Source organism: Propionicimonas sp. (assembly GCF_047606205.1).
In the GTDB taxonomy this organism is placed as follows: Bacteria; Actinomycetota; Actinomycetes; order Propionibacteriales; family Propionibacteriaceae; genus Propionicimonas.
In genome coordinates this window covers 1-23,638 of record NZ_JASGES010000038.1, presented here as the reverse complement: position 1 = coordinate 23,638, position 23,638 = coordinate 1, and the positions used below count along the sequence as shown (strand labels likewise).

General features: G+C 71.0%; 24 protein-coding genes and 1 tRNA gene. 18 read left to right on the top strand and 7 right to left on the bottom strand.

Annotated elements, in window-relative coordinates; genetic code table 11:
- From QM633_RS02445 to QM633_RS02425, 5 genes are all read left to right on the top strand, one after another.
- Positions 1 to 738, top strand: a 738-nt coding sequence (locus tag QM633_RS02445; protein WP_415152135.1) for a DoxX family protein, incomplete at its 5' end; no start/stop codon positions are given.
- A gap of 9 nt (positions 739 to 747) precedes the next feature.
- Positions 748 to 1,563 (top strand): PSP1 domain-containing protein, encoded by an 816-nt coding sequence (locus tag QM633_RS02440; protein ID WP_415152134.1) that lies wholly within the window; start codon positions 748 to 750, stop codon positions 1,561 to 1,563.
- A gap of 43 nt (positions 1,564 to 1,606) precedes the next feature.
- Complete coding sequence (locus tag QM633_RS02435; protein ID WP_415152133.1) at positions 1,607 to 3,154, top strand: alpha/beta hydrolase; 1,548 nt, start codon at positions 1,607 to 1,609, stop codon at positions 3,152 to 3,154.
- 11 nt (positions 3,155 to 3,165) lie between these two features.
- The gene (locus QM633_RS02430; protein ID WP_415152132.1) at positions 3,166 to 3,933 is read left to right on the top strand and encodes an SDR family oxidoreductase; all 768 of its coding nucleotides are present in this window, start codon (positions 3,166 to 3,168) and stop codon (positions 3,931 to 3,933) included.
- An 84-nt stretch (positions 3,934 to 4,017) separates the two neighbouring features.
- A tRNA-Thr gene (locus QM633_RS02425) sits at positions 4,018 to 4,090 on the top strand.
- 38 nt (positions 4,091 to 4,128) lie between these two features.
- On the opposite strand, the gene QM633_RS02420 is transcribed toward QM633_RS02425, so the two are convergent.
- Positions 4,129 to 5,286 carry an ROK family protein gene (locus QM633_RS02420; protein WP_415152131.1) on the bottom strand — a complete coding sequence of 386 codons (1,158 nt, stop codon included), beginning with the start codon at positions 5,284 to 5,286 and terminating at the stop codon, positions 4,129 to 4,131.
- A gap of 234 nt (positions 5,287 to 5,520) precedes the next feature.
- Here QM633_RS02420 and mmsA point away from each other — a divergent pair, with 234 nt between their 5' ends.
- From mmsA to QM633_RS02405, 3 genes are all read left to right on the top strand, one after another.
- Positions 5,521 to 7,104 carry a multiple monosaccharide ABC transporter ATP-binding protein gene (gene mmsA, locus QM633_RS02415; RefSeq protein WP_415152130.1) on the top strand — a complete coding sequence of 528 codons (1,584 nt, stop codon included), beginning with the start codon at positions 5,521 to 5,523 and terminating at the stop codon, positions 7,102 to 7,104.
- A 38-nt stretch (positions 7,105 to 7,142) separates the two neighbouring features.
- Entirely contained in the window at positions 7,143 to 8,672 is a 1,530-nt protein-coding gene (locus tag QM633_RS02410) for an ABC transporter permease subunit (RefSeq protein ID WP_415152129.1), read from the top strand.
- A gap of 64 nt (positions 8,673 to 8,736) precedes the next feature.
- A complete protein-coding gene (locus QM633_RS02405; protein ID WP_415152128.1) occupies positions 8,737 to 9,894 on the top strand; it encodes a substrate-binding domain-containing protein in 1,158 nt (385 codons plus the stop codon).
- A 351-nt stretch (positions 9,895 to 10,245) separates the two neighbouring features.
- On the opposite strand, the gene QM633_RS02400 is transcribed toward QM633_RS02405, so the two are convergent.
- Positions 10,246 to 11,325, bottom strand: a complete 1,080-nt coding sequence (locus tag QM633_RS02400) for a Gfo/Idh/MocA family protein (protein ID WP_415152127.1) — start codon at positions 11,323 to 11,325, stop codon at positions 10,246 to 10,248.
- A 129-nt stretch (positions 11,326 to 11,454) separates the two neighbouring features.
- On the opposite strand from QM633_RS02400, the gene QM633_RS02395 reads away from it, so the two are divergent.
- The 3 genes from QM633_RS02395 to QM633_RS02385 all read left to right on the top strand — a co-directional run bounded on the left by QM633_RS02395 (position 11,455) and on the right by QM633_RS02385 (position 14,291).
- Positions 11,455 to 12,186 (top strand): sugar phosphate isomerase/epimerase family protein, encoded by a 732-nt coding sequence (locus QM633_RS02395; protein ID WP_415152126.1) that lies wholly within the window; start codon positions 11,455 to 11,457, stop codon positions 12,184 to 12,186.
- Positions 12,183 to 13,277, top strand: coding sequence for a Gfo/Idh/MocA family protein (locus QM633_RS02390; protein ID WP_415152125.1), 1,095 nt, complete (start codon positions 12,183 to 12,185; stop codon positions 13,275 to 13,277). The genes QM633_RS02395 and QM633_RS02390 overlap by 4 nt, the downstream gene beginning before the upstream one ends.
- A gap of 81 nt (positions 13,278 to 13,358) precedes the next feature.
- Positions 13,359 to 14,291 carry a sugar phosphate isomerase/epimerase family protein gene (locus QM633_RS02385; protein ID WP_415152124.1) on the top strand — a complete coding sequence of 311 codons (933 nt, stop codon included), beginning with the start codon at positions 13,359 to 13,361 and terminating at the stop codon, positions 14,289 to 14,291.
- Positions 14,292 to 14,314: 23 nt separating this feature from the next.
- Here QM633_RS02385 and QM633_RS02380 read toward each other — a convergent pair whose 3' ends face one another.
- Positions 14,315 to 14,440, bottom strand: a complete 126-nt coding sequence (locus QM633_RS02380) for a hypothetical protein (protein ID WP_415152123.1) — start codon at positions 14,438 to 14,440, stop codon at positions 14,315 to 14,317.
- Positions 14,441 to 14,638: 198 nt separating this feature from the next.
- Positions 14,639 to 15,133 carry a hypothetical protein gene (locus tag QM633_RS02375; RefSeq protein WP_415152122.1) on the bottom strand — a complete coding sequence of 165 codons (495 nt, stop codon included), beginning with the start codon at positions 15,131 to 15,133 and terminating at the stop codon, positions 14,639 to 14,641.
- Between the two features lie 138 nt (positions 15,134 to 15,271).
- On the opposite strand from QM633_RS02375, the gene QM633_RS02370 reads away from it, so the two are divergent.
- From QM633_RS02370 to QM633_RS02355, 4 genes are read left to right on the top strand one after another with little or no spacing between them, the layout of a single operon-like run.
- Positions 15,272 to 16,090, top strand: coding sequence for a response regulator transcription factor (locus tag QM633_RS02370; RefSeq protein WP_415152121.1), 819 nt, complete (start codon positions 15,272 to 15,274; stop codon positions 16,088 to 16,090).
- Positions 16,087 to 17,451: a sensor histidine kinase gene (locus QM633_RS02365; RefSeq protein ID WP_415152120.1), complete on the top strand. Its 1,365-nt coding sequence runs from the start codon at positions 16,087 to 16,089 to the stop codon at positions 17,449 to 17,451. The genes QM633_RS02370 and QM633_RS02365 overlap by 4 nt, the downstream gene beginning before the upstream one ends.
- Before the next feature lie 57 nt (positions 17,452 to 17,508).
- On the top strand, positions 17,509 to 17,886 hold the full coding sequence (trxA, locus tag QM633_RS02360) for a thioredoxin (protein ID WP_415152119.1): 378 nt from the start codon (positions 17,509 to 17,511) through the stop codon (positions 17,884 to 17,886).
- A 25-nt stretch (positions 17,887 to 17,911) separates the two neighbouring features.
- Entirely contained in the window at positions 17,912 to 18,214 is a 303-nt protein-coding gene (locus QM633_RS02355) for a metal-sensitive transcriptional regulator (protein ID WP_415152118.1), read from the top strand.
- A gap of 158 nt (positions 18,215 to 18,372) precedes the next feature.
- Here QM633_RS02355 and QM633_RS02350 read toward each other — a convergent pair whose 3' ends face one another.
- The 3 genes from QM633_RS02350 to QM633_RS02340 are packed head-to-tail and all read right to left on the bottom strand — an operon-like array spanning position 18,373 to position 20,384.
- Positions 18,373 to 19,257: a metallophosphoesterase gene (locus tag QM633_RS02350; protein WP_415152117.1), complete on the bottom strand. Its 885-nt coding sequence runs from the start codon at positions 19,255 to 19,257 to the stop codon at positions 18,373 to 18,375.
- Positions 19,258 to 19,280: 23 nt separating this feature from the next.
- A complete protein-coding gene (locus tag QM633_RS02345; protein ID WP_415152116.1) occupies positions 19,281 to 19,787 on the bottom strand; it encodes a SixA phosphatase family protein in 507 nt (168 codons plus the stop codon).
- Between the two features lie 36 nt (positions 19,788 to 19,823).
- A complete protein-coding gene (locus QM633_RS02340) occupies positions 19,824 to 20,384 on the bottom strand; it encodes an inorganic diphosphatase (RefSeq protein ID WP_415152115.1) in 561 nt (186 codons plus the stop codon).
- Positions 20,385 to 20,641: 257 nt separating this feature from the next.
- Between QM633_RS02340 and dacB the strand changes: the two genes are divergently transcribed.
- The 3 genes from dacB to tilS form a co-directional block, all read left to right on the top strand.
- On the top strand, positions 20,642 to 21,820 hold the full coding sequence (dacB, locus tag QM633_RS02335; RefSeq protein WP_415152114.1) for a D-alanyl-D-alanine carboxypeptidase/D-alanyl-D-alanine-endopeptidase: 1,179 nt from the start codon (positions 20,642 to 20,644) through the stop codon (positions 21,818 to 21,820).
- Positions 21,821 to 21,885: 65 nt separating this feature from the next.
- Complete coding sequence (locus QM633_RS02330) at positions 21,886 to 22,857, top strand: zinc-dependent metalloprotease (protein WP_415152113.1); 972 nt, start codon at positions 21,886 to 21,888, stop codon at positions 22,855 to 22,857.
- The coding region (tilS, locus tag QM633_RS02325) for a tRNA lysidine(34) synthetase TilS (RefSeq protein WP_415152112.1) at positions 22,839 to 23,638 on the top strand (800 nt) is incomplete at its 3' end. The genes QM633_RS02330 and tilS, both read left to right, overlap by 19 nt.

Genomic DNA, 23,638 nt, shown 5'->3' with positions numbered 1-23,638 from the left:
GTGGTGGAGCCGACGGCGGTGGTGGAGCCACAGGAGTCGCCCGTCCCCGAGGAGCCGGTGAGCCCCTCGGGGCCGCCCGCGGAGGCGATCTTCCGGATGCCCACCCCGACATCGGCCAGCAGCCCCGAACCGACCCGGCTGGAGCCGGTGTCGGAGGAGGAGCAGAAACTCGCCGCAGAACGGGCCGCCCGGAGGGACGCCAGGGTGGCGGCCTTCGCGGCGCCCGCACCGCAACCGGTCGAGACGCCCAAGCCCGTGGTGATCCACAAGCGGACCAACGACCGGTTCTGGGGGTCCCTCGGCCTGTTCCTGCTGCGGATCGTCATCGCCGCGATCTTCGCGATCCGCGGCGTCAACATCCTCACCGACATCCCCGCCGCCCAGGCAGAGTTCGCCAAGACCGTGCTCGCGGACATCCCGCCCGGTCCGCAGGTGTGGGCGATCATCACCGGTGTCGCGTCCCTCCTGATCGCGCTGGCGCTGCTGCTCGGCCTGCTCACGCGCGTGGCCGGCCTCGGGGTGGCCCTGATCGCCGGCGGCGCCCTCGCGCTCGTCTACTGGGGTCCGTGGAGCCCGTTCGTGGCCGGACAGCCCGGCTTCCTGGGCGAGTTCCAGCTGGTGCTGGCCGTCGTCGGCGTCCTGCTGCTGTTCGTCGGCGGTGGGGGGTGGAGCCTCGACCGCAGCTTCCGTGCGGGTCGGGAGAAGAACAAGCGCGAGCGAGCGTCCGCGGAGGCATAGTCTGCGGTCATGCCGCGGGTGATGGCTGTCGCCTTTGAACCCCTGGGCCGACTGCACTACCTCGACCCGGGGGCGGATGACTACGCCTTCGGCCAGTCGGTGCTGGTGGCGACCCCCGAGGGGACGGAGGTCGCCCAGTGCGTGTGGGGGCCCGCCGAGGTCGAGTGGTCGGGCGACCTGCCGAAATGTCTGGGTGCCGCCGGGGCGGGCGACCTTGAGCGGGACGGAGCGAACCGGCGCCGGCGGGCCGAGATCGCGGCCGTCGCGCGTCGGCTGATCAGCCGACGCGGTCTGTCGATGCGGGTCGTCGGAGTGGACTTCGTCGATCAGAGCGACGCCTTCGACCAGCAGGCAGTCGTCTACTACGAGGCGCCCGGACGCGTCGACTTCCGTGAGTTGCTGGTCGATCTCGCCCGAACACTCCAGTCGCGGATCGACCTGCGCCAGGTCGGTGCCAGGGACGCTGCCGCGCTGCTGGGCGGGCTCGGCCCGTGCGGCAGGGAGGTCTGCTGCGCGACGATGGGGCCACGCCGCGCAACCGTGCCGGGCGGCCTCGCCAGGGACCAGGCGCCGCTGCACAGCCAGTCGCAGTTGCAGGGCACCTGTGGCCGGACCATGTGCTGCCTGGCGTACGAGTCACGGCTCTACGCGGACTTCCGCGACCGTGCCCCACGCACGGGGGAGGTGGTCGCGACCGACGAGGGCACCGGGGTCGTGGTCGGCCACAACGTCCCCCTCGACGCCGTCGTCGTGCAGACCGGGGCAGGGCGGTTCACCTGCCCACTGGGGCGGGTCTGCCCGCTCAGCGGGACCGACGCCGACTGACCCCCCGGCTGGCCCGCTGATCGCCCGCCGCTACGCTGAAGGGGTGCGCCCTGCCCTCCGACTGTGCCTGCCGGTGCTGGCCGCGGCTGTCCTGCTGGCCGGCTGCGACGCCTCGCCGCAGACCGCGCCGGGGGACCAGATCCGGATCTCCGCCGTGGCCGGCGTCGCGGTCGACAGGCCCCACCCGGCGGCGGTCGACGTGCAGGCGAACGGTCTGGCGGCCGGATTGGGCAGCGACCTCACCGCGTATCTCGCCCAGCAGGTCACCTGGAGCGCGTGTGGAAAGCTCGAATGTGCGGACGTTCTGGCCCCGCTCGACTACACCGACCCGTCCGCCCGCGCCCTCACCCTGTCGATGGCCCGCAGGACCGCGACCAGGAGCCCGCGGCTCGGGACGCTGTTCATCAACCCCGGCGGCCCCGGCGCGTCGGGGAAGAGCCTGGTGAGCAGCTTCGACACCACCGGCCTCGAGCAGTACGACATCGTGGGCTGGGACCCCCGCGGCACGGGCGACTCGACCCCGGTGCGCTGCTTCGACGGTGCCCGGACCGATGCCTTCCTCAACCTCGACAGTTCGCCCGACACCGAGGCGGAGCGAACCACGCTGATCGCGGCGACCTACGAGTTCGGGCAGTCGTGCTGGGAGCACAGCGGCGTCCTGCTCGAGCACATCTCCACGATCGAGACGGCGCGGGACCTCGACCTGCTCCGCCAGCTGCTCGGCGATGCGACGCTGAACTACTTCGGCTACTCCTACGGGACGCAGATCGGCGCCACCTACGCCGAGCTCTTCCCGCAGAACACCGGCCGGCTCGTGCTCGACGCGGCCGTCGACATCACCGACGACGACCAGGTGATCCAGGCGATGGGCTTCGACCTCGCGCTCGGCAACTTCGCGGGCTGGTGTGCGGGGGAGGGGTGCGAGCTGGGCGGAACCAAGCAGGACGTGCTCGACGCGATCACCGGGCTGTTCGACACGCTCGATTCCGCGCCGCTGCCGGTGAAGGACCGCGTCCTCACCCAGAGCCTCGCCGTGACCGGGGTGGCGGCGATGCTCTACGGCGGCAGGACGGCGTGGCCGACGCTGGCCACGATGATCGGCGCCGCCCGTGGCGGCAACGGGCGCGGCCTGCTGCTGGCCGCCGATTCGCAGAATGCGCGCAACGACAACGGCAGCTACGGCACCCTGCTCTACGCGTTTCCGGCGATCAGCTGCCTGGACAGCGACCAGGACCGGGGCGTCCTGGACGCAGACAGGGTGTGGCTGGAGGACCAGAAGAAGGCGCCGATCTTCGGGAAGTACTTCGGCCCGTCGTACGGGTGTGCGCTCTGGCCGGTCCAGCCTTCCCGGCAGCTCGACATCCGCGGCGTGGGGGCGCGGCCGATCGTCGTGATCGGGGGGACCGGGGACAATGCCACGCCCTACCAGCAGGCCGTCACGATGGCCCGGCAACTCGATTCCGGCGTCCTGGTCACCTACGACGGGGAGGGCCACGGCAGCTACGGCGGAAAGTCGGCCTGCGTCGACAAGCTCGTGGTGAACTATCTGGTCGATGACGTCGTGCCCGACAACGGCGTCCGCTGCAGCTGAGGGAAACCTGGATGACTCGACGAGGCACAGCGATCGTGACCGGTGTGGGCCGGCGCCGCGGGATCGGCGCGGAGCTCGCGATCGGGCTCGCGTCCGACGGCTGGGACCTGGTGCTCAACCAGTGGGCGCCCTATGACCAGCGACTGGGCCTTCAGATGGGTGCGGACGACCCGGCGCAGGTGGCCGCGGAGTGCAGGGCGCTGGGCCGGGCGGTCGAGGTGGTCCCCGCCGACCTCGCCGATGTCGCCGCGCCTGCCCAGCTGGTCGCCGCCGCGGTCGGGCTGGGTGACCTCGGCGGCCTGGTGCTCTCCCACTGCGAGAGCGTGGACAGCTCGATCCTCGACACCTCGGTGGAGAGCTGGGACCGCCACTTCGCCGTCAACGCGCGGGCGACGTGGCTGCTGGTGAAGGCCTTCGCCGAAGCGCTGCCCGAGGTGCCCTCGACGACCGTCACCGGGCGCATCGTCGCGCTCACCAGCGACCACGTCGTGCACAACCTGCCCTACGGCGCGAGCAAGGGCGCCCTCGACCGCGTGGTGATCGCCGCCGGGGTCGAGCTCGGGCACCGGGGGATCCGTGCGAACGTGATCGACCCTGGCCCGGTCGACACCGGCTGGATGGACGACGCGGTGCGCGAGGCCTGCCTGGCGCAGACCCCCGCCGGCCGCCTCGGCACCCAGAGCGACACCGCCAACCTCGTCCGCTTCCTGTTCTCCGACGCCGGGGGCTGGATCAACGGCCAGCTCCTGCACTCCAACGGCGGTTTCGCCGCCGGCTGACGCCCGGCGACAGGGCCGGGACCCGGTTTCCGTGTTGCCCGGGTCGACCCCCTATAGTTGTTCCCCGGCCGGTACACCGGTCAGGCCGCCTTAGCTCAGTCGGTAGAGCGACGCTCTCGTAAAGCGTAGGTCTGGGGTTCGATTCCCCAAGGCGGCTCCCGTCTCGGCAGCAAGGCCGCGCGGCGTTGCCGGGCGTCAGGCGCGGGCGAGGGCGCCGGCGAGCTGGACGGCGCCGACCAGTTCGGCTCGGCGTCCCAGCGCTGCGGGAACGACCTGCACGGCACTGGACGTGGAGGGCTGCGCGAACCGGTTCACCGAGGCGCGGACCCCGTCGATCAGCGAGCGGCCGGACGAGCCGAGCTCGCCCCCGATGATCAGGACGGTCGGGTTGATCAGGTCGCAGAGCCCGGCCAGGACGGCGCCCAGCGTCCGCCCGGTCTCGTTCAGCAGGCGCGCGGAGATCGGGTCGTCCAGCAGGGCGAGGTCGACGGTCTCGGCGTCCAGGTGCGGGTGCGTGTGGCTGAGCTGTTCCTTGACCGACGGCACCGACACCACCGCCTCCAGGCAGCCACGATTGCCGCACCGGCACAGTTCCGGACGCCCGGCGATCGCGATGTGGCCGATCTCGCCCGCGAAGCCGGTGCCGCCCTGGTACAGCTGGCCGTTCACGACGAGCCCGGCGCCGATCCCGTGCGACGCCTTGATGTAGAGGAAGTCGCGGTGCCCGTATCCGGAGCCCTGGTGGAGTTCGCCGAACGCGCCCAGGCTCGCATCGTTGCCGGCGACAGCGGGGACGCCGAGCCTGCGCTCCAGCTCCCTGGCCGGGTTCATTCCCGCCCAGTTCGACAGGATGGTGTTGGTGCACACCCTGCCGGTGCTCTCCTCGACCGGACCGGGGACGCCCGCCACCACCCGGGCGAGCTCTCCGACCCCGTGCCGGTCGCACAGCTCGCGCAGCCGGCGGGCGGCACCGTCCAGACCCCGGGTGGGGGAGCCGTCCACGTTCAGCGGGACGGTGGCCTCGTCCAGGACGTTGCCCCTGTCGTCGCCGAGGGCAACCCGGAAGTGCCGGTGGCCGAAGTCGATCGCGCCGATGCGGGTGGCCGAGGCGACGGGGCTCAGGATCGCCCCCGGCCGGCCGCTGCCCGACCCGGGGCCCTTCGCCGGCGGCGCCGTCTCGGTGATCCGTCCCTCCGCCAGCAGGCGGGAGACGGCGTGCCCGATCGTGCTGCTCGGCAGGCCGGTCAGTTCCACCAGGGCGGAGCGTGTGACATTCTGCGAGCCACAGATCAACTCGAACACCTCATCGCGGGTGCGGTCCCGCAGGGTGGAGCGTCCGGTCGGCGTCGACATGCCCCGAGCATAGGCCCGGGCGGGGCTGGTTTCCAGCCTTCGTGGAGCAATAATACGACCAATGAAGGAATGAAAACGATTCGATAACGACGCGGAAACGACCGTTGACAGTTGAAAACTCCGTCCATAGGCTCGCGAGAGCGGTGGGTGAGCAACCTTGGCTGGTTGAACCCGCTCGTTCGCACAGAGTTGTCGATCCGGTGCCGTCGTGCCGGCGGGGAGGGGTGCCCATCCATGAGCGTTGTCGGCGGAACGGAGCTTCCGGGAGCTGGCTCCCCCGGCGCGCAGCCCGAGGCGATCCTCCAGATGGTGGGCATCACCAAGGACTTCCCCGGCGTCCGCGCGCTCGACGACGTGACGATGACCGTCCGGCGTGGCGAGATCCACGCGATCTGCGGCGAGAACGGCGCAGGCAAGTCGACGCTGATGAAGGTGCTCTCGGGCGTCCACCCGGCGGGCACCTACGAGGGCCGGATCGTCTTCAACGGCGAGGACATGCACTTCAACGGCATCAAGTCCTCCGAGCACGTCGGCATCGTGATCATCCACCAGGAACTGGCGCTCATCCCCGAGTTGTCGGTGACGGAGAACATCTTCCTCGGCAACGAGGTCACCCACCGCGGCGTGATCGACTGGGTCGAGGCGCGCGAGCGTGCGGTGCGGCTGCTGCGCAGGGTGGGCCTGGCCGTCAACCCCGACACGGCGATCAAGAACCTCGGCGTCGGCCAGCAGCAGCTGGTCGAGATCGCGAAGGCGCTGAGCAAGGACGTGAAGCTGCTCATCCTCGACGAGCCCACCTCCGCCCTCAACGAGGAGGACTCGGAGAACCTGCTGAACATCCTCCGGCAGCTGCGGGAGCAGGGACTGACCTCGATCATGATCTCCCACAAGCTGAACGAGATCGCCGCGATCGCCGACTCGATCACGATCATCAGGGACGGCCACACCATCGAGTCGCTGGACGTCGGGGCGGGCGACGTGGACGAGGACAGGATCATCCGCGGCATGGTCGGCCGCGCCCTGGAGTCGCGGTTCCCCGCCCACACCTCCACGGTGGGCGAGACGTTCTTCGAGGTCCGCGACTGGACCGTGGAGCACCCGCAGATCCCCGGCCGGCTGGTGTGCAACCACTCCAACTTCTTCGTCCGCCGGGGCGAGATCGTCGGCTTCGCCGGCCTGATGGGTGCGGGGCGGACGGAACTCGCGCGCTCGATCTTCGGCCGCAGCTACGGCAACTACCAGGGCGGCCAGATCCTGATCAACGGCGAGGAGGTGCAGATCCCCTCGGTGCAGTCGGCCATCCTGCACGGCATCTCCTACGTCCCGGAGGACCGCAAGGTCCTCGGCCTGAACCTGCTCGACACCGTGAAGGACACCATCGTCGCCGCCGGGATCAAGCGGATCACCAAGCGATCGGTGATCGACATCGAGGCCGAGATCGCCGCCGCGGAGGAGTACCGCAGGGCGATGAACATCAAGGCCGCGTCGATCAACGTCGGGGTCGCGACCTTGTCCGGCGGCAACCAGCAGAAGGTCGTCCTCGCCAAGTGGATGTTCACCCAACCGTCCCTGGCGATCCTCGACGAGCCCACCCGCGGCATCGACGTGGGAGCCAAGTACGAGATCTACGGGCTGGTCAACCGGCTCGCCGACGAGGGCAAGGGCGTGATCATGATCTCCTCCGAGCTGCCCGAACTCCTCGGTGTGTGCGACCGCATCTACACCGTGTTCGAGGGACGGATCACCGGCGAGCAGCTGGCGGCCGAGGCGACGCAGGAGTCGCTGATGCGTTCGATGACCGATACCGCGGCGGCCTGAGCCGCCCACCCGACCTGCAGTCCGATCCAGGAAGAGACATGACCTCAACGAATACCACGAAGGCAGACCCGGTACCGGCCGCCCCGACGGGCCAGCCCGTCCGGTCAGCGAGCGGCAACGGCCTGATGCAGATCTTCGGGGGCAACCTGCGGCAGTACGGCATGCTGGGCGCCCTGATCGTCCTCGCCCTGTTCTTCCAGGTGGTCTCCGGCGGCAAGATGCTGACCCCGTCGAACGCCCAGAACATCCTCAACGGCAACTCCTACGTGCTGATCCTCGCGATCGGCATGCTGTTCGTGATCATCACCGGCCAGATCGACCTGGCGCCGGGCTCGGTCGCCGCGGTGGTCGGCATCTGCACGGCGCTGTCGATCAACTACTGGGGCTTCCCGTGGTGGGTGGGCGTCCTGTTCGGCCTGGTCATCGGCATCGTCATCGGCATGTGGCAGGGATCCTGGCTCGCCTTCGTCGGGGTGCCAGGCTTCATCACCACGCTGGCCGGCCAGATGCTCTTCCGTGGCCTGAACCGGTTCATCGGCAAGGCGTCGGCCCAGCCCGCCCCGCCGGAGATCGAGTACATCGGCGGCGGGTACCTGCCCGAGTGGGGGCCCAACACCTACCTGAACAACTCCACCCTGGCCCTGGGCATCCTCGCGATCGTCGCGATCGTGTGGATGGAGTTCCGCCGCCGGGCCCGTGTGATCAAGGCCGGCGGCACGCCGACCCCCTTGTGGGTGGCGGTCGTCCGGCTCGCGGTGATGGCGGTGGCGCTCGGCTACCTGACCTGGCTGTTCGGCTCCGGCCGTCCGGGCACGTCCTTCCCCGTGACCGGCGTGATCCTGGTCGCGCTGGTGCTCATCTACAACTTCATCGCCTCGCGGACCACGCTCGGACGCGGTGTGTACGCCGTCGGCGGCAACAAGGCCGCGGCCGCCCTGACCGGGATCAGCGTGAAGAAGATCTACTTCCTCACCATGACCAACATGTCCTTCCTGGCTGCGGTCGCTGCGATCATGTTCCTCGGCCGCTCGACGTCCACCGGCCCCTCCGACGGCGTCGGCTGGGAGCTGGACGCCATCGCGGCCGTGTTCATCGGCGGCGCCGCGGTCTCCGGCGGCATCGGAACGGTGACCGGGTCGCTGATCGGTGGTCTGGTGATGGCCGTCCTGAACAACGGCCTGTACCTGATGGGCGTCGGCTCGGACATGACCCAGATCATCAAGGGCCTGGTGCTGCTGATCGCGGTCGCCTTCGACCTGTACAGCAAGGCGCAGGGCAAGCCGTCCCTCATCGGCGCACTGATGCGAGGACTCAACCCACGCGCGGTCGAGGCGGAGTTCGCCGGTGCCGCCCTGCTCAACCAGGACAGGGGCAACCCGCTGTGGGCGGTGCTCAGCTTCCTGGTCTTCCCCGTCGGCATCGTCTTGTGGGCGCTCTGGCGCAAGGACCGTCCGAACAGCGCCAGGCAGGCCCGCAACGGCGTGGTCGCCGCCCTGGTCATCGGACTCCTCGTCGGCGTGATCGCGCTGTTCATCGCCCTCGCCCGGACCACCGGACTCAACAGCTGACCCAGCCAGGGCAGCCAAGATTCGCACGTAACCCATCCATCCATCCACCACAGAAGGTAGACACATGAAGAGATTCGCAACCGCGATCCTCGCACTGGGTGCCTCGGTCGCCATGCTCGCAGGCTGTGCCTCGAGCGACCGGGCCACCACGGCGGCCAGCTCCGCGGCCACCACCCCGTCCGCCACCGCTTCGGCGGCCGGCAACACCGTCCAGCTCGGCAGCGGTTTCGCGGCCGGCTCCAAGATCGGCGTCTCCCTGCCGCAGAAGACCTCGGAGAACTGGGTGCTCGCCGAGAGCCTGTTCACCGATCAGCTGAAGACTGCGGGCTACGACCCGATCGTGCAGTTCGCCAATGGCGGCGTCTCCGAGCAGCAGAACCAGATCTCGGCCATGATCGAGCAGGGCGTCAAGGTCCTGGTCATCGGTGCCATCGACGGCTCCCAGCTGGGTAGCCAGCTGAAGGCCGCTCACGACGCGGGCATCGTCGTCATCGCCTACGACCGGCTCCTGATGAACACCGACAACGTGGACCTGTACATGGCCTACGACAACTTCAAGGTCGGCGTGCTTCAGGGCACCGCGCTGCTCGAGGGCCTCGCCAAGACCGGCAAGGCGTCCCCCTGGAACATCGAGCTGATCTCGGGTTCTCCCGACGATGCCAACTCCAAGCCGTTCTTCGAGGGCGCGATGAGCGTCCTGCAGCCGAAGATCGACGACGGCACCCTGAAGGTTCCCTCCGGCCAGGTCAGCCAGGAGCAGACCGCCACCCAGGACTGGACCGCCAAGAACGCCCAGAACCGGATGGACGCGATCCTGTCGGCCAACTACCAGGGTGACACCGCGCTCGACGGCATCCTGTCCCCGAACGACACGCTGGCCCGCGCCGCCCTGACCTCGGTCAAGTCGGCCGGCAAGCCCAACCCGGTGATCACCGGTCAGGACTCCGAGGTCGAGTCGGTCAAGCTCGTCTACCAGGGTGTGCAGTACTCCACGATCAACAAGGACACCAAGGACTTCGTCACCAAGGTCGTCGAGTACATCGGCAAGATCCAGGCCGGCCAGCCGGTCGAGGTCAACGACACCACCAGCTACAACAACGGCGTCAAGGTCGTCCCGGCGTACCTGCTGACCCCGGTCATCGTCACCAAGGACAACGTGTGCACGGCGTACGCGGCTGACACTGCTGCCGGTGAGGCCGCAGCCTCGGTGTGTGGCAAGTAGCACTCGCTGAGTGTCGGTGACGCTCCGCCCCTGGCGGGCGGGGCGTCACCCGGGGCGGCCGGATCCCTCGCGGATCCGGCCGCCTTCGTGCTGCCCGGGGTTCGTCTTCCTGGCCAACGCCGCCGGGCCGCGTCCCTCACCCCTGAACGGGAAAGGAACCGTCCCCTGAACGGAAAAGGGGACGGACCTTCGAACGGCAAGGGGACAGTCCCCTGAACGGGAAAGGAACCGTCCCCTGAACGGCAAGGGGACGGTTCCTGGTGATCCGGAGCGGGGACGTCCGGTCGGGGACGTCCGGGTTGGTGAGGTGTCGGTTGGTGAGGCCCGGGTCGTGAGGCCGGGTGGTGGCGGCTAGAAGCGGACGGTCTCTCCGGCGGCGGCGGAAGCGTAGATCGCCTCGAGGATCTCGGTCACCACGCAGGCCTGCTCGGGCAGGACGAGCGGCGCGTGGCCGTCGCGGAGCGCCTCGAGGAACTGGCGGGTCTCGATCGTGCCGAGAGTGGTGAAATCGCCCGAGCCGGGGGCGCTCGCGTCGGGGGTCTCGACCACCATCCGGTTGGCCAGCACCTTGTTCAGGCTGACCTCGTAGCCGCCGCCCTCGGCACGCTCGATCTCGGCGCCGCCCTCGGTGCCGATCAGTGTGACCGCCGCCTCGCGGGGGTCCTTCACGTTGAGGGCCCAGGCCGCCTCGAGGAAGACGGTGGCCCCGTTGCGCATCTTCACATAGCCGAAGGCGGAGTCCTCGACGCTGAACGTCGCCGGATTCCAGCCGCCGCCGGGGTTGCCCTCGGGCTTGTCGCGAAGCTTGCTGTACACCGAGCCGGTGACCGACTCGACCTCGTAGTTGCCGAGGTACCAGAGCGCGAGGTCGAGGGCGTGCGTGCCGATGTCGATCAGCGGGCCGCCGCCCTGCTTCTCCTTGTCCGTGAACACGCCCCAGGTCGGGACGCCGCGGCGCCGCACCGCGTGCGCCTTCGCCACGTAGATCTCGCCGAGCTCGCCCGCGTCCACCGCCCCCCGGAGGAACTGGGTGTCCTGACGGAACCTGTTCTGGTAACCGATGGTGAGGGTCCTCCCGGTCCGCTCGGCCGTCTCGGCCATGCGGCGCGCCTCCTCACCGGAGACGGCCATCGGCTTCTCGCACATCACGTGCTTGCCCGCCTCGAGCGCCGCGCAGGTGATCTCGCAGTGGCTGATGTTCCAGGTGCACACGTACACCACGTCGACGTCGGGATCGTTGACGATGTCGTGCCAGTCGGTGGTCGTGTAGGCCTCGGGAGCGAAGTTCGTCCTCGCCTTCTCCGACCGCTCGGGGAGCAGATCGCAGATGCCGACGATCTCGCACAGGTCGGCGTTGCCCTTCAGGCCCTCGAGGTGCTTGAGGGTTCCGATGAACCCGACCCCGATAATGCCCACACGGAATTTGCTCACGTCCACTCCTTCGTCGTTGACAGGTCACCGGATCCCGATCTGGCACGGTGAGAGCGCGTTCATACTACCCGCACCATGCCTCGCCTGGCCTATGCTGAGAGCGCGTTCATTCCCGCTACAGGAGGCATCGTGGCCACTCTCAGCTTGCAGCTGTACACCCTTCGCGACCAGTTCGCGTCCGACCGGGACGCCACCCTGGCTGCCCTCGCGACGATGGGCCTGGACGAGGTCGAGCCGTTCGGCATCGAACACTTCGAGTGGCTCCCGGCCGCGCTCGCCGCGCACGGGCTGACCGCGGGCAGCGCCCACGCCGGCCTGCTGACCGAGACCGCGAAGGTCCTGGACGCCGCGCAGGCGCTCGGCGTGACCAAGGTGTTCCAGCCCTACTGGGAGCCGGAGAAGTGGCAGGCTGCCGAGGGCATCCGGGAGCTGGCCGACGCCCTCAACGGCGTTGTCGACCGGGCCGCCACCGCGGGCGTCACCGTCGGCTACCACAACCACGACTTCGAGTTCACCGCTCCCGACGTGGACGGGACTCCTGCCTACGACTACTTCGTCTCGCTGCTCGACGAGCGCGTCACGCTGGAGGTGGACACCTACTGGGCCGCGGCCGGAGGACGCGACGTCCCCACGCTGCTGGCCAGCTACCCAGATCGGATCACCCACCTGCACGTGAAGGACGGCCCCCTGGAGCCGTCGCGCAGTGGCGCAGCCAACGTCGTGCTGGGCACGGGCTCGATGAACCTGGCCCCGATCCTCGACGCCTCGCCGGACCGGGTCTGGGTGACGGAGTTCGACTTCGCCGTCGTCGACCCGATCGAGGAGGTCCGGGAGAGCATCGCCTACCTGAAGGCACGGTGACCCCGGTCGGAGTCGGCGTGGTTGGTGCCGGCAACATCTCGACCCAGTACCTCACCAACCTCGCGACCTACCCCGACGTCCGCGTGGTCGCGGTGGGTGACCTCGACACCGAACGTGCCGCCACGCAGGCCGAGGCGTTCGGCGTCTCCTGCCACGGCGGGGTCGAGGCGGTGCTCACGCATCCCGACGTCCAGGTCGTCGTGAACCTGACCGTGCCCGCCGCCCACGTCGAGCTGTCCACGCGGGCGGTGCGGGCGGGCAGGCATGTCTGGAGCGAGAAGCCGCTCGGCCTCGACCGGGCCGCGGCCAGGGCGCTGCTGGACGAGGCGGCGGCCGCGGGTGTGCGGGTCTGCTGCGCGCCGGACACCGTGCTCGGACCCGGCGTCCAGGCCAGCCTGCGCGCGCTCGCTGCCGGAGAGGTCGGGCCCCCGCTCGCCGCGCTGGCCATCCTGCAGGGCCCGGGGCCGGACGCGTGGCACCCGAGCCCGGAGTTCTTCTACCGCGCCGGCGGCGGCCCCGTGTTCGACATGGGCCCCTACTACCTCACCGCGCTGGTGTGCGGCCTGGGCCCGGTGGTCCAGGTCGTCGCCGCCGGCGGGCGCGCCCGCGAGGTGCGTCCGATCCTCGCCGGTCCGCGGGCGGGCGAGGAGATGGACGTCGAGGTGCCGACCACGGCCAACGTCCTGCTGCGGCACGCGGGCGGGGCGTCCTCGGTCTGCCTGTTCTCGTTCGACTCCGGGCTGGCCCGCTCCGGCGTGCTGGAGTTCCAGGGCGTCGAGGGGACCGTCGTCGTCCCCGATCCCAACGACTTCGGCGGCACCGTCGCCACTCATGTGGGCGGCGAACTCGCCCGCGCGGTGGACATCGCCCCGGCCGGCCGCGGCCGGGGGATCGGCGTCATCGACCTCGTCCGCTCGCTCGCGGCCGGTACCCGACCCAGGGCGGACGGCGAACTGGCCTACCACGTCCTCGACGTGATGCTCGCCGTCGAGGAGTCGATCGCCTCGGGCCTGCCCGTCAACGTCGCCTCCGTGCCCCCGATCCCCGAGCCGCTGCCCGACGACTGGAATCCGCTGGTCGCCGCGACCTGACCCCGACCCGGTGCCCCGTCAGAACAACCCCGACCCGCCAGCCCGGCCCGATCCGGGACCGGTGAACAAGAGAGGAACACCATGAAACTGGGCATGCTGACCGCCTGCCTCCCGTCCTGGTCGCTGGAGCAGATCGCCGAGTACGCGTCCGGGCAGGGCTACCAGTGCCTTGAGGTCGCCTGCTGGCCGGGCGGGCCAGGACGTCCGTTCGAGGCGTCCCACCTGCCGGTGGCGCGCTGGAGCGGAGCGGAGGTGGAGCGGACCAGGGCGCTGCTGGAGCGCACCGGCCTGGAGATCTCGTCGCTGGCGTTCTACGAGAACAACCTGATCGGCGACCTCGCCCGGCGCGAGGAGATCCGGACGCACCTGAAAGCCTGCATCGACGCGGCCCAGAGTCTCGGCGTCGAGACCGTCGGCACCTTCGTGGGGCGCGACGTCACCAGGTCGGTGGTCGACAACATGGCCGAGGCCGAGCGGATCTTCCCCGAACTGGTCGACTACGCCGGCGAGCGCGGGGTGAAGATCGTCATCGAGAACTGCGTGATGGAGGGCTGGCACCCGGACGGCTACCCGGCCAACCTCGCCTACTCCCCCGAGCTGTGGGAGTGGCTGACCACCAGGCTCGGCCTGTACCTGAACTGGGACCCGTCGCACCTGACCTGGATCGGCATCGACCCGGTGGAGACGATCCGTCCGTTCGCGAAGTACATCGTGCACGCCCAGGCCAAGGACCTCGAACTGTTCCCGGACAAGCGCAACCGGTACGGCTTCTTCGGTGTCGTCGACAAGGGCGGCAACCCGTGGGAGATGGGCTGGTGGCGGTTCCGGGTGCCCGGGCGCGGACAGGTCGACTGGCCCCGCGTGGTCGACCGTCTCTACGAGGTCGGCTTCACCGGCACGCTGTCCGTCGAGCACGAGGACCCGCTGTGGGGTGGCACCCCGGAGAAGGTCGTCGAGGGTCTGCGGATCGCCTACACCACCCTGCGTCCGCTGATCGGGGACGTGGACCTGTAGCCCTCAGGATGTTCGGCGCCGATTCACAACCTGTGCACAGGTTCGGCGCCGATCATGGATCCATGGCCCGGGACGAACGGGACGTGGACGGAGACGGTGATGAATGCGGTGGTCGTCTGGGAGTGGGTGGTCCTGACGGGACTCGCCATGGTGGCTCTCCTCACGACCCGCCGGATGACGTCGCGGCAGCGCGGTCGCACGCGCGCCGATGACCTGCCGGTGCAGCCGCAACCCGTTCCCGTCCGCGTAGCGGAGACCGGTCGTCGGCACTAGCCGACCGGGCCGCCCGGCCGGGCGCCGAACCTCGCCCCTGCAGGTTCGGCGCCCGGCCACAGCCTTCCCCGGCCTCAGCCGAGGCCGCACGCCGCCGCGGCGTCCCGCTCCGACTGCCGCACGGCCAGGCGCTGCTCCGCGGTCAGCCTGCCGACCGGGCGGGTCAGCCGCGCGTCGGCGAGGCAGTGCTGCTGCTCGGTGCTCAGTGCCGCCCAGCCGAATCCGAGCAAGGGTCGTTCACGCACCCGCGCCGGCAGCCTCACCTGGCAGGAGGTGAGCGCAGCCCGCACCTCGGCCTGCAGCTCGCTGCGCTGCGCACTGGTCAACTCACCGGCCGGACGCTGCACGTCCGCGTCGGCGAGGCAGGTCCGCTGGATGTCGGTGAGCGCGGTGTAGAACCACACGATGCCGGCGTCGCGGGCGGCCTCCGGGGCGGCGGCGGTGGTGGTGGTGGTCGTCGACGGCGTCGGGTCCGGTGTCGGTGGATCGGCGAGCGCTGTCCCGGCGTGGATGATGCCGGCGACGCCCAGCACGGCCACCCCGGCGGTGATCGAACGGATGAGCCTCACGGAGGGCCTCCTCTTCTCTGTTGGTGGCTCGACTCTCGCTGCTGCGGCTGGACGCACCGTGAACGAAAGCTGGAGATCTGCTGGAAGCTGCGGCGCGCGGGTCGAGCCCCGGCCCGCGCTGCTGGCATCGTTGTCGGCGTGGACGCGGCGGCACCGCGGGTGCTGGTGGTGGACGACGAGGAGAACATCTCCTTCCTCGTCGGTTCCGCGCTGCGCCTGCAGGGCTACCGTGTGGAGACCGCGGCGTCGGGGACGCAGGCCCTGGCCGCAGCGGGACCCCTCGACCCTCAGGTGGTGGTCCTCGACCTCCAGCTGCCCGACTTCGACGGCTACGAGGTGCTGCGACGGCTGCGGGCCTCCGGCAGCAGGGCCGCGGTGATCTTCCTGACCGCCAGGGGCACCACCGGCGACCGCGTCCGCGGCCTCACCTCTGGCGGGGACGACTATGTCGTGAAGCCCTTCGCCCTGGAGGAGCTCGTGGCGCGCGTCCAGGTCGCGCTGCGGCGCGGGGGAGGCCAGGCCGCGCCCGCGCACCGCTGGCAGGTCGCCGACCTGATCCTGGACGCCGACGCGCACCGGGTCTGGCGGGGCCCCCAGGAGGCACACCTTTCCGCGACCGAGTTCCGGCTGCTGGCCTGTCTGATGGCGAACGCGGGGCGCGTCGTCACCCGCGGCCAGATCCTCGACGAGGTGTGGCAGTACGACTTCGGGGGCGAGTCGGCGATCATCGAGTCGTTCATCTCCAGCCTGCGCCGCAAGGTGGACGCCGGGCAGCCCCGGCTCATCCACACCGTCCGGGGCGTCGGGTACTCCGTGCGGGAACCGGACGCCACCCCGGGGAGTTCTTCTCCTCCGCTGCGCTCCCCCGAACAACTCCGCGGGGGCCCCGGAACCACCCCACGGAGTTCTTCTCCTCCGCTGCGCTCCCCCGAACAACTCCGCGGGGGCCCCGGATGAGCCTGCGGCGCCGGCTGCTGCTCGCGGCGACCGGCCTGCTGGTCGTCGTCGCGCTCGCCTTCCTCGGCGTGGCCCTGGCGCAGCGCGCATCCCTCACCGCACAGCTCGACGACCGGCTCGAGTCGCTGACCGCGAACGGCGCCGCACTGGTCACGGTCGCCAACCGCGCCGACGCGGGCAACGCGGCCGCCGCCAGCCTGCTCACCGACGTCTACGTGGGGGTCGTCCGCGCCGACGGGGGGCTGACCACCGTGCTGGCGCCCGACGCCGGCCCGTCGCCGGTCCCCGTCCTGATCGGCGGGGAGGCGGGGGCCGGCCCGGTGACCCGGGCCGTCGCCGGCGGCGGCGCCCGGGTTCGGCTGGTCGTCCTGACCGTCGGTGCCCGGCGCAGTGTCGTGGTCGCCGTGTCGATGAGCGGAGTGGAGGCATCGTTCCGCCGACTGCTGCTCTCGCTGGGTCTGGCATGGCTCGCGACCGCGCTCGTCACCCTGCTGGTCGCGGGCTGGGTCGAGCGCCTCGGACTGCGTCCGATCGCCCGGATCACCGCCGCCGCCGAGCACGTCACGGCGACCGGTGGCAGGGCGCCGGTCCGGGTCGACGCCGGAGACCCGGGGACCGAGGCGGGCCGGCTGGGTTCGGCGTTCAACGCCATGGTCGCCACCACGGCGGCAGGGCAGGAGGAACTGCGCCGGTTCGTCGCCGACGCGAGCCACGAACTGCGCACTCCGCTGACCACCCTGCGTGGCTATTCGTCCCTGTACGCGGCGGGAGGGCTCGGCACGGCGGCGCAGGTTGCCGACGCGATGGCACGGATCAACGCGGAGGCGTCCCGGATGGGACGCATCGTCGACGACCTGCTCGACCTGACCGCCCTCGGCGACCCGGCCGCGCTCGAGCTGAGGGCGGTGGACGTGGGGATCGAACTCGAGCACCTTGCTGCCGACCTTCGCGTCCGTGAGCCGGGGCGGACGGTGAGGGTCCGGTCGGTCTCCGCACGGGTGGTGGCCGATCCGGACCGGCTGCGACAGGCCCTGACCGCGCTGGTCGCCAACGCCGTCAAGTACTCCGCCGACGCCACCCCGATCGATCTGGCCGCCGAGGTCGGGGGAGCGGTGGTGCGGCTTCAGGTCACCGACCGCGGGCGGGGAATCGCCGCCGAGGACCTGCCCAGGGTGTTCGACCGCTTCTACCGCGGGCACGAGGCGGGAGCGCCTCGCGACGTGGCCAGGGGATCGGGGCTCGGCCTGGCCATCGTCGCGGCGATCGTGTCGGCCCATGGCGGACGCTACGGCGTCGACTCGGCCCCGCGGGCCGGCTCGACCTTCTGGATCGAGCTCCCCGCCGCGGGCGTGGCATCCTGAGTTCGAGCGCGTGGGGACATGATACCCTAGGGGGTATTGAGAGCGGAGGGAGCCATCGTGGCCACGACGCAGTTGACGGCTGCCGACTTCGAGCAGACCGTGCTGGGCAATGACATCGTCCTGGTCGACTTCTGGGCGGCGTGGTGCGGTCCGTGCCGGATGTTCGCGCCGGTGTACGAGGCTGCGTCCCAGATGCACCCGGACCTGGTCTTCGGCAAGGTCGACACCGAGGCCGAGCGGGAGCTCGCCGCCGCCGCGAACATCATGTCGATCCCCACCCTGATGGTGTTCCGGGAGGGGATCCTCGTCTACGCGCAGCCGGGCGCGATGCCGGCCCAGCCGCTGGAGGAACTGATCGCCGCCGTCCGGGCCGCCGACATGGACGACGTCCGCGCCGAACTCGCCGAGCAGAAAGCGGCGGAGCCGACCGCGTGACCGGGCGACGCGAGGTGCCGGTCGTATGATTTCGCGTGTCCACAACGCAGAGGGGGCCCGGATCGTGCAACTCGACGCCGACCAGCTGGACGGGGTGCTGAAGCGCCTCAAGCGGGCGCAGGGCCAGATCGGCGGCATCATCCGGATGATCGAGGAAGGCCGGGACTGCGAGGATGTCGTCACGCAGCTCGCCGCCGTGTCCAAGGCGCTCGACCGGGCCGGATTCGCCGTGATCGCCGCCGGCCTGCGCCAGTGCCTCACCGAGGACCCGTCCGGCGACGGGGTCAACACCACCGCGCTGGAGAAGCTCTTCCTCTCCCTGGCCTGACCGCCGGCGCCACCTCCCCCGGATCGCCGGACAGGTGCGCCGCGCCGCCCGCCGTTCCGTCCCTGAACGACAAAGGGGACAGACCCTTGAACGGGAAAGGAACCGTCCCCTGAATGACGTGGGGACGGTTCCTTTCCCGTTCGCTGGTCTGTCCCCCTTTATCCGTCGGAGCCGGGGGCCGGGGGGATCCGGATGTCTCGGCGGGCCAGCTCGGCTGCGGAGTCCGCGGCGGAACGGGCTGCCACCACGGTGGGGTGGTGGCCGAGCGGAGCGACCGTCGACGTGACCGTGTGCGGGTACACCTGGACGAGATGCCAGCCCTGGCCGCCCGCCTGGCCGCGCAGGCCACGTCCGGTGGAGAGGTCCTGCGTGTAGCACAGCGAGGTCGCGGCGAGCACGGGGACGCCGGCGAGAGTCCCGAAGCCCGACTGGTGGAAGTGCCCGGACAGGATCGCGCGCACGTCGGAGCCGGCCAGCACCCCGCCCAGCTCCTGCTGGCCGTGGAGCTCCCAGCTCGCGGCCAGGTCCTGCACGACCGGGAGCGGCGAATGGTGCATGGCGAGGACCGTTCCCTCCGGCGCGGGATCCGCCAGCTGATCGGCGAGCCAGCCCAGCGACTCCTCCGTGACCTGGCCCTCGTCCCGACCGGGGACCGTGGTGTCGAGGCAGAGCACCCGGAGGCCGCCGAGCCGGTGCACCTGGTGGAGGGGTTCGCGGGTGCCGACTCCGAGCAGGACCTCGCTGAACGCCGCCCTGTCGTCATGGTTGCCGTTCACCCAGATCACCCGGGCCGACATACGTTCGGCAGCGGACTCGACCGTCTTGCGTAGTTCAACGTAAGACGAGATGGTGCCGTCGTCCGACAGGTCTCCGGTGAGGACGATCCCCTGCGGCGCGTGGGCGGCCGCCGCGGCCAGCGCCGCGACGAGGTTCGGACGCGGGTCGACGACTCCGCGGACGAGAGGGTCGGCGGGATCGCGCAGGTGGGTGTCGCTGAGATGGGCGATCACCTGGGAGGGACGGGGGTACTCGGCGGTGCGCACGTGGCCACGCTAATCGCGTCCGCTCAGCCGTGGCGCGCCGTGAACAACCTCGCCTCGGCCAGCGCCGACCATCCGTCGAAGAACTCCAGCCCGACGAGGGTAGCCGGGGGGTAGTTGTACCGGATCAGCGCCATCGCCTCCGCGCTGGAGTGCTGGCGGTCCGCCAGGTTGTCGGCGAGCGCGGGAATGCCGGGGGCGTGGCCGACCACGAGGACGGTGCGCACCCGGTCCTCCACCCCGGACAGTTCGGCGAGCAACTGCCGCGACCCGGCGTTGTAGAGCCGGTCGAGGAAGCGGATCGGGGCGTTCAGGTGCAGCAGTTCCGCGGTCTGGCGGGCACGCGCGGCGGTGGAGCACAGCACCAGCTCGATCCGCTGGCAGGCGAGGACCTCCCCGACCTGGCGGGCCTGGTCGCGCCCACGCGGCGTGAGTTCACGGCTGACGTCGCGCCAGTCCGTGCCCGTGTTCGCCGCCTCCGCGTGGCGCAACAAGTACAGCCGGTGCGCCTTCGGTTCGCCGCGGGTGGCCATCGGGAGTCGCCGGATTCCGTCCTTCTGCTGGCGGGCTCAGTCCTTCGTGAACTCGTTCTCGTAGGACGTCCCCCGCGCGCGGTTCCAGCTGTTCCTGATCTCCATCTCCGCCTCGGCGTGGCCCACCCACACCGCACCCTCGACGGACTTGCCGGGCTCAAGGTCCTTGTAGACGCTGAAGAAGTGCTCGATCTCCAGCAGGGTCAGGTTCGGCAGGTCAGTCAGTTCCTTGATGGTGGTCTGGCGCTGGTCGGCGACCGGGATGCACAGCACCTTGTCGTCACCGCCCATCTCGTCCTGCATCCGGAACATGCCGATCGCACGGCACTCGACCAGGGCGCCGGGGAAGGTCGGCTCGGGGATCAGCACCATCGCGTCCAGCGGGTCGCCGTCCTGGCCCAGGGTGCCCTCGATGAAGCCGTAGTCGTTCGGGTACTGCGTGGAGGTGAACAGCGTCCGGTCGAGCCGGATGCGGCCGGTGTGGTGGTCCATCTCGTACTTGTTCTTGGTGCCCTTGGGGATCTCGATCGTGACGTCGAAGTGCAGGCTGGGCTGGATCTTGGGCCGGGCGAAGGAAGGCCGATCCGTCGGGGTCATAGCTGCCTCTCTGTCATGATGGATCCTCGATGTCTGAGCCGAGCCTATCGCCATCCGCCGACCGATCAAGGCGGCGGTCGACCGCTGTCCGGAGCCGGCGCCGGCCCGGGGGGACGCTGGTCTGCGTGGTGCTCGCGACGCTGCTCGCCGGGTGCACGGCAGCGTCGGCAGGTGAGTCGACCTCAGCCCCCGCGAGTGTCGCGACAGTGCCGGGCCCGGCTGCCCGGGCGTCCGTGTCGGCCACGCCGAGTGCGACCGTGACCCGGGTTCCGATCGACTCCCTGGCCGTGCGGGAACGACTCGCCGCGGTGGCCAGGAAGGGGATCGGATCCAGCGGCGTCGCTGTGGTCACCGACACCGGCGCGACCGTGGCAGGCCGCGGGCCGGACAAGCCGCTCGCTCCCGCGTCCACGATGAAGATCCTGACCAGCCTGGCTGCCCTCGACACCCTCGGCGCCGACCACACGTTCTCCACGAGGGTGGTGCGGGAGCCGGGCGGACGCGTCGTGCTGGTCGGCGGCGGCGACCCGCTCCTCACCGACAAGACCTCGGCGGCGGCGGCCAAGCCTGCCTCGCTCGAAGCGCTGGCCAGGGCGACGGCGTCCGCGCTGAAGGCGTCCGGGGTGAAGAAGGTCAGCCTCGGCTACGACGACTCCCTCTTCACCGGCCCGGACTTCAATCCGGCCTGGACGAAGAAGTGGCACACGTTCCTGGCCAGGGTCAGCCCGCTCACCGTCGGGGAGGGTCTGTACAACCCGTGGCAGGCCGACCAGAAGCCGGCCCGCACGGCGGCGAGCGCGTTCGCCGCGCGCCTCGAGGCGCGCGGGATCACGGTGACCAGGGTGACGTCGGCGGCCGCGTCCGGCGCGGCGACGGAGGTGGCGAGCGTCCAGTCGGCGCCGTTGTCCACGATCGTCGCCCGGACCCTGAGGCTCAGCGACAACCACGCCGCCGAGGTGCTCGCGCGCCAGGTCGCCATCGCGACCGGCGAGGAGCCGAGCTTCACCGGGGGCACCCGTGCGGTGAAGGCATGGCTGGTCGCTCACGACCTGTGGGACGACGGCATGCGCCTGCTCGACGGCAGCGGCCTCTCGAGCAGGTCGCGGGTCACCCCGTCCGTGCTCGCCAGGGCCGTCGCGCTCTCCCTCGACACCGACAGCCTCTCCACCGTGGCGCGCGCGCTTCCCGTGGCGGGGAGGTCCGGCACGCTCAAGGACCGCTTCAACGACTCCTCGGAGCGGATCGGGCGAGGCAACGTCCACGCCAAGACGGGGACGCTGCCCGGCATCGGGGCGCTCGCCGGCTACCTGAGTACGCAGGACGGCACCCGCCTGGTGTTCGCCGTGATGGCCAACGACGCGGTCGGGCAGACCACAACGCAGAACTTCCTCGACCGGACCGCCGCGACCCTCGTCCGCTGCGGCTGCGCGGGCTGACCGCCCGGAGCTCCCCCACCGTCCCCGCCCCCGCGCGCGGTCGGGCGGGCCGTACTGTTGTCGGCATGCAGCAACTGCCGGCCGTCGACTGGACCTTCGCGGCGATGGCCGGACGGTCGCTCGTGCCGCCCGGGCCTGAACTCGACCCGGCCGAGATCACCGCCGTCGTGGCCGAGTTGAGGGACGCGGCTGCGCGCGCGGAGGAACACGCGGCGGCGGTCACGCTGCTCGAACGGCCCGCCCCGGCCGACGTGCTGGTGGTGGACCGGGCGACCTGGATCCGCAGCATCTGCGAGTCCTCCCGCGCCATGCTCGAGGGCGTCGGTGCGATCGAGACCGGTTCGGCGCTCGACGGTGCCCGGGCGAAGGCACTCGGGGCCCAGGCGGGAGGCGTGTTCGCCGTCCTCGCCCAGCGCATCCTCGGCCAGTTCGACCCGTTCGTCGCGGCGCCGCGGCTCCTGCTCGTCGCTCCCAACGTCGTCGCGGTGGAGCGGGAGCTCCACGCCGTTCCCGCCGACTTCCGGCTCTGGGTGTGCCTGCACGAGGAGACCCACCGGTTCCAGTTCGGCGAGGCGCCGTGGCTGCGGAGCCACCTGCTCGGGCTGTTCGGGGAGCTCATCGCCGGGGAGGAACTGCAGTTCGGCTGGCCCCGGGCGGGCCGCCCCGCCAGCGTCCGCGACCTCATCGCCAACCCCGCGCAGCGGGAGGCGTTCGACCAGGTCACCGCCGTCATGTCCCTGATGGAGGGCCATGCCGACATCATGATGGACCGCGTCGGCACCGCCGTGGTGCCGAGCTACGCCTCGATCAGGCAGGCCTTCGACCTCCGCCGCGACGCTCAGGGTTGGGGTGCCTGGGTGCGCCGCCTGCTCGGCCTCGACCTCAAGCGCGAGCAGTACAGGGACGGGGCGGAGTTCTGCCGGCAGGTGATCGACGCGGTGGGCGTGCCCACCCTGAACCGGGCGTTCAGTGCGCCCGGTCTGCTGCCGACCCTGGCGGAGATCCACGACCCGCAGCTGTGGCTGCACCGGATCTGATGGCACGCAGGGCGCTCGGCCCGGCGACGCTGCTCGTGGTCCGGGCCGTGGAGGCCGTCCTCGATGCGCCCGCGGTCGTCGCGTGCTCGGGGGGACCCGACTCGCTCGCGCTCGCCGCGGCCGCGGCCGTCGTCAGCGGTCGCACCGGGCCGGCCGTCCGTGCGGCGGTCGTCGACCACGGGCTGCAGGACGGATCGGACGCGCAGGCGTCCGGCGTCGTGGCCGGGCTGGCCGCCCTCGGGGTGCCGGCGCAGGTGCTCACCGTGGCGGTCGAGCCGGACGGGGACGGCCTCGAAGCCGCCGCCCGCAGGGCACGGTACGCCGCGCTCGCCGCGCACGCCTCGCCCGGCGAGCTCGTCCTGCTCGGGCACACCCTCGACGACCAGGCCGAGAGCGTGCTGCTCGGGCTCGCCCGCGGGTCGGGGACCCGATCGCTGGCCGGGATGCCCGCCCGCCGCGGCCGGTTCGTCCGCCCGCTGCTCGGGGTACGGGCGGCGACCACCCGGCAGGCCTGCGACGAACTGGGCCTCCTGCCGTGGGCGGACCCCCACAACGGCGACGCCCGCTTCGCCCGCGTCCGGGTCCGGACCCGGCTGCTGCCCGCGCTGGAGGCAGAGCTCGGCCCGGGAGTGGCGGAGGCGCTGGCGCGCTCGGCGGACCTGGCCAGGCAGGACGCCGATCTGCTCGACGAGCTGGCGGCACGGGAGGCGGCGGCCAACCCGGGCCCGGACCTCGACTGCGCCTGGCTCGGCCGGCTGCCGGCAGCCCTCCGCGGCCGGGT

What these genes read in the sequence shown, in the direction of transcription:
- QM633_RS02440 (WP_415152134.1), top strand. Translation starts at nt 748, where the DNA reads ATGCCGCGGGTGATGGCTGTCGCCTTTGAACCCCTGGGCCGACTGCAC.
- QM633_RS02430 (WP_415152132.1), top strand. Translation starts at nt 3,166, where the DNA reads ATGACTCGACGAGGCACAGCGATCGTGACCGGTGTGGGCCGGCGCCGC.
- QM633_RS02420 (WP_415152131.1), bottom strand. Translation starts at nt 5,286, where the DNA reads ATGTCGACGCCGACCGGACGCTCCACCCTGCGGGACCGCACCCGCGAT.
- mmsA (WP_415152130.1), top strand. Translation starts at nt 5,521, where the DNA reads ATGAGCGTTGTCGGCGGAACGGAGCTTCCGGGAGCTGGCTCCCCCGGC.
- QM633_RS02410 (WP_415152129.1), top strand. Translation starts at nt 7,143, where the DNA reads ATGACCTCAACGAATACCACGAAGGCAGACCCGGTACCGGCCGCCCCG.
- QM633_RS02405 (WP_415152128.1), top strand. Translation starts at nt 8,737, where the DNA reads ATGAAGAGATTCGCAACCGCGATCCTCGCACTGGGTGCCTCGGTCGCC.
- QM633_RS02385 (WP_415152124.1), top strand. Translation starts at nt 13,359, where the DNA reads ATGAAACTGGGCATGCTGACCGCCTGCCTCCCGTCCTGGTCGCTGGAG.
- QM633_RS02380 (WP_415152123.1), bottom strand. Translation starts at nt 14,440, where the DNA reads ATGGCGAGTCCCGTCAGGACCACCCACTCCCAGACGACCACCGCATTC.
- QM633_RS02365 (WP_415152120.1), top strand. Translation starts at nt 16,087, where the DNA reads ATGAGCCTGCGGCGCCGGCTGCTGCTCGCGGCGACCGGCCTGCTGGTC.
- QM633_RS02355 (WP_415152118.1), top strand. Translation starts at nt 17,912, where the DNA reads ATGATTTCGCGTGTCCACAACGCAGAGGGGGCCCGGATCGTGCAACTC.
- QM633_RS02345 (WP_415152116.1), bottom strand. Translation starts at nt 19,787, where the DNA reads ATGGCCACCCGCGGCGAACCGAAGGCGCACCGGCTGTACTTGTTGCGC.
- QM633_RS02340 (WP_415152115.1), bottom strand. Translation starts at nt 20,384, where the DNA reads ATGACCCCGACGGATCGGCCTTCCTTCGCCCGGCCCAAGATCCAGCCC.
- QM633_RS02330 (WP_415152113.1), top strand. Translation starts at nt 21,886, where the DNA reads ATGCAGCAACTGCCGGCCGTCGACTGGACCTTCGCGGCGATGGCCGGA.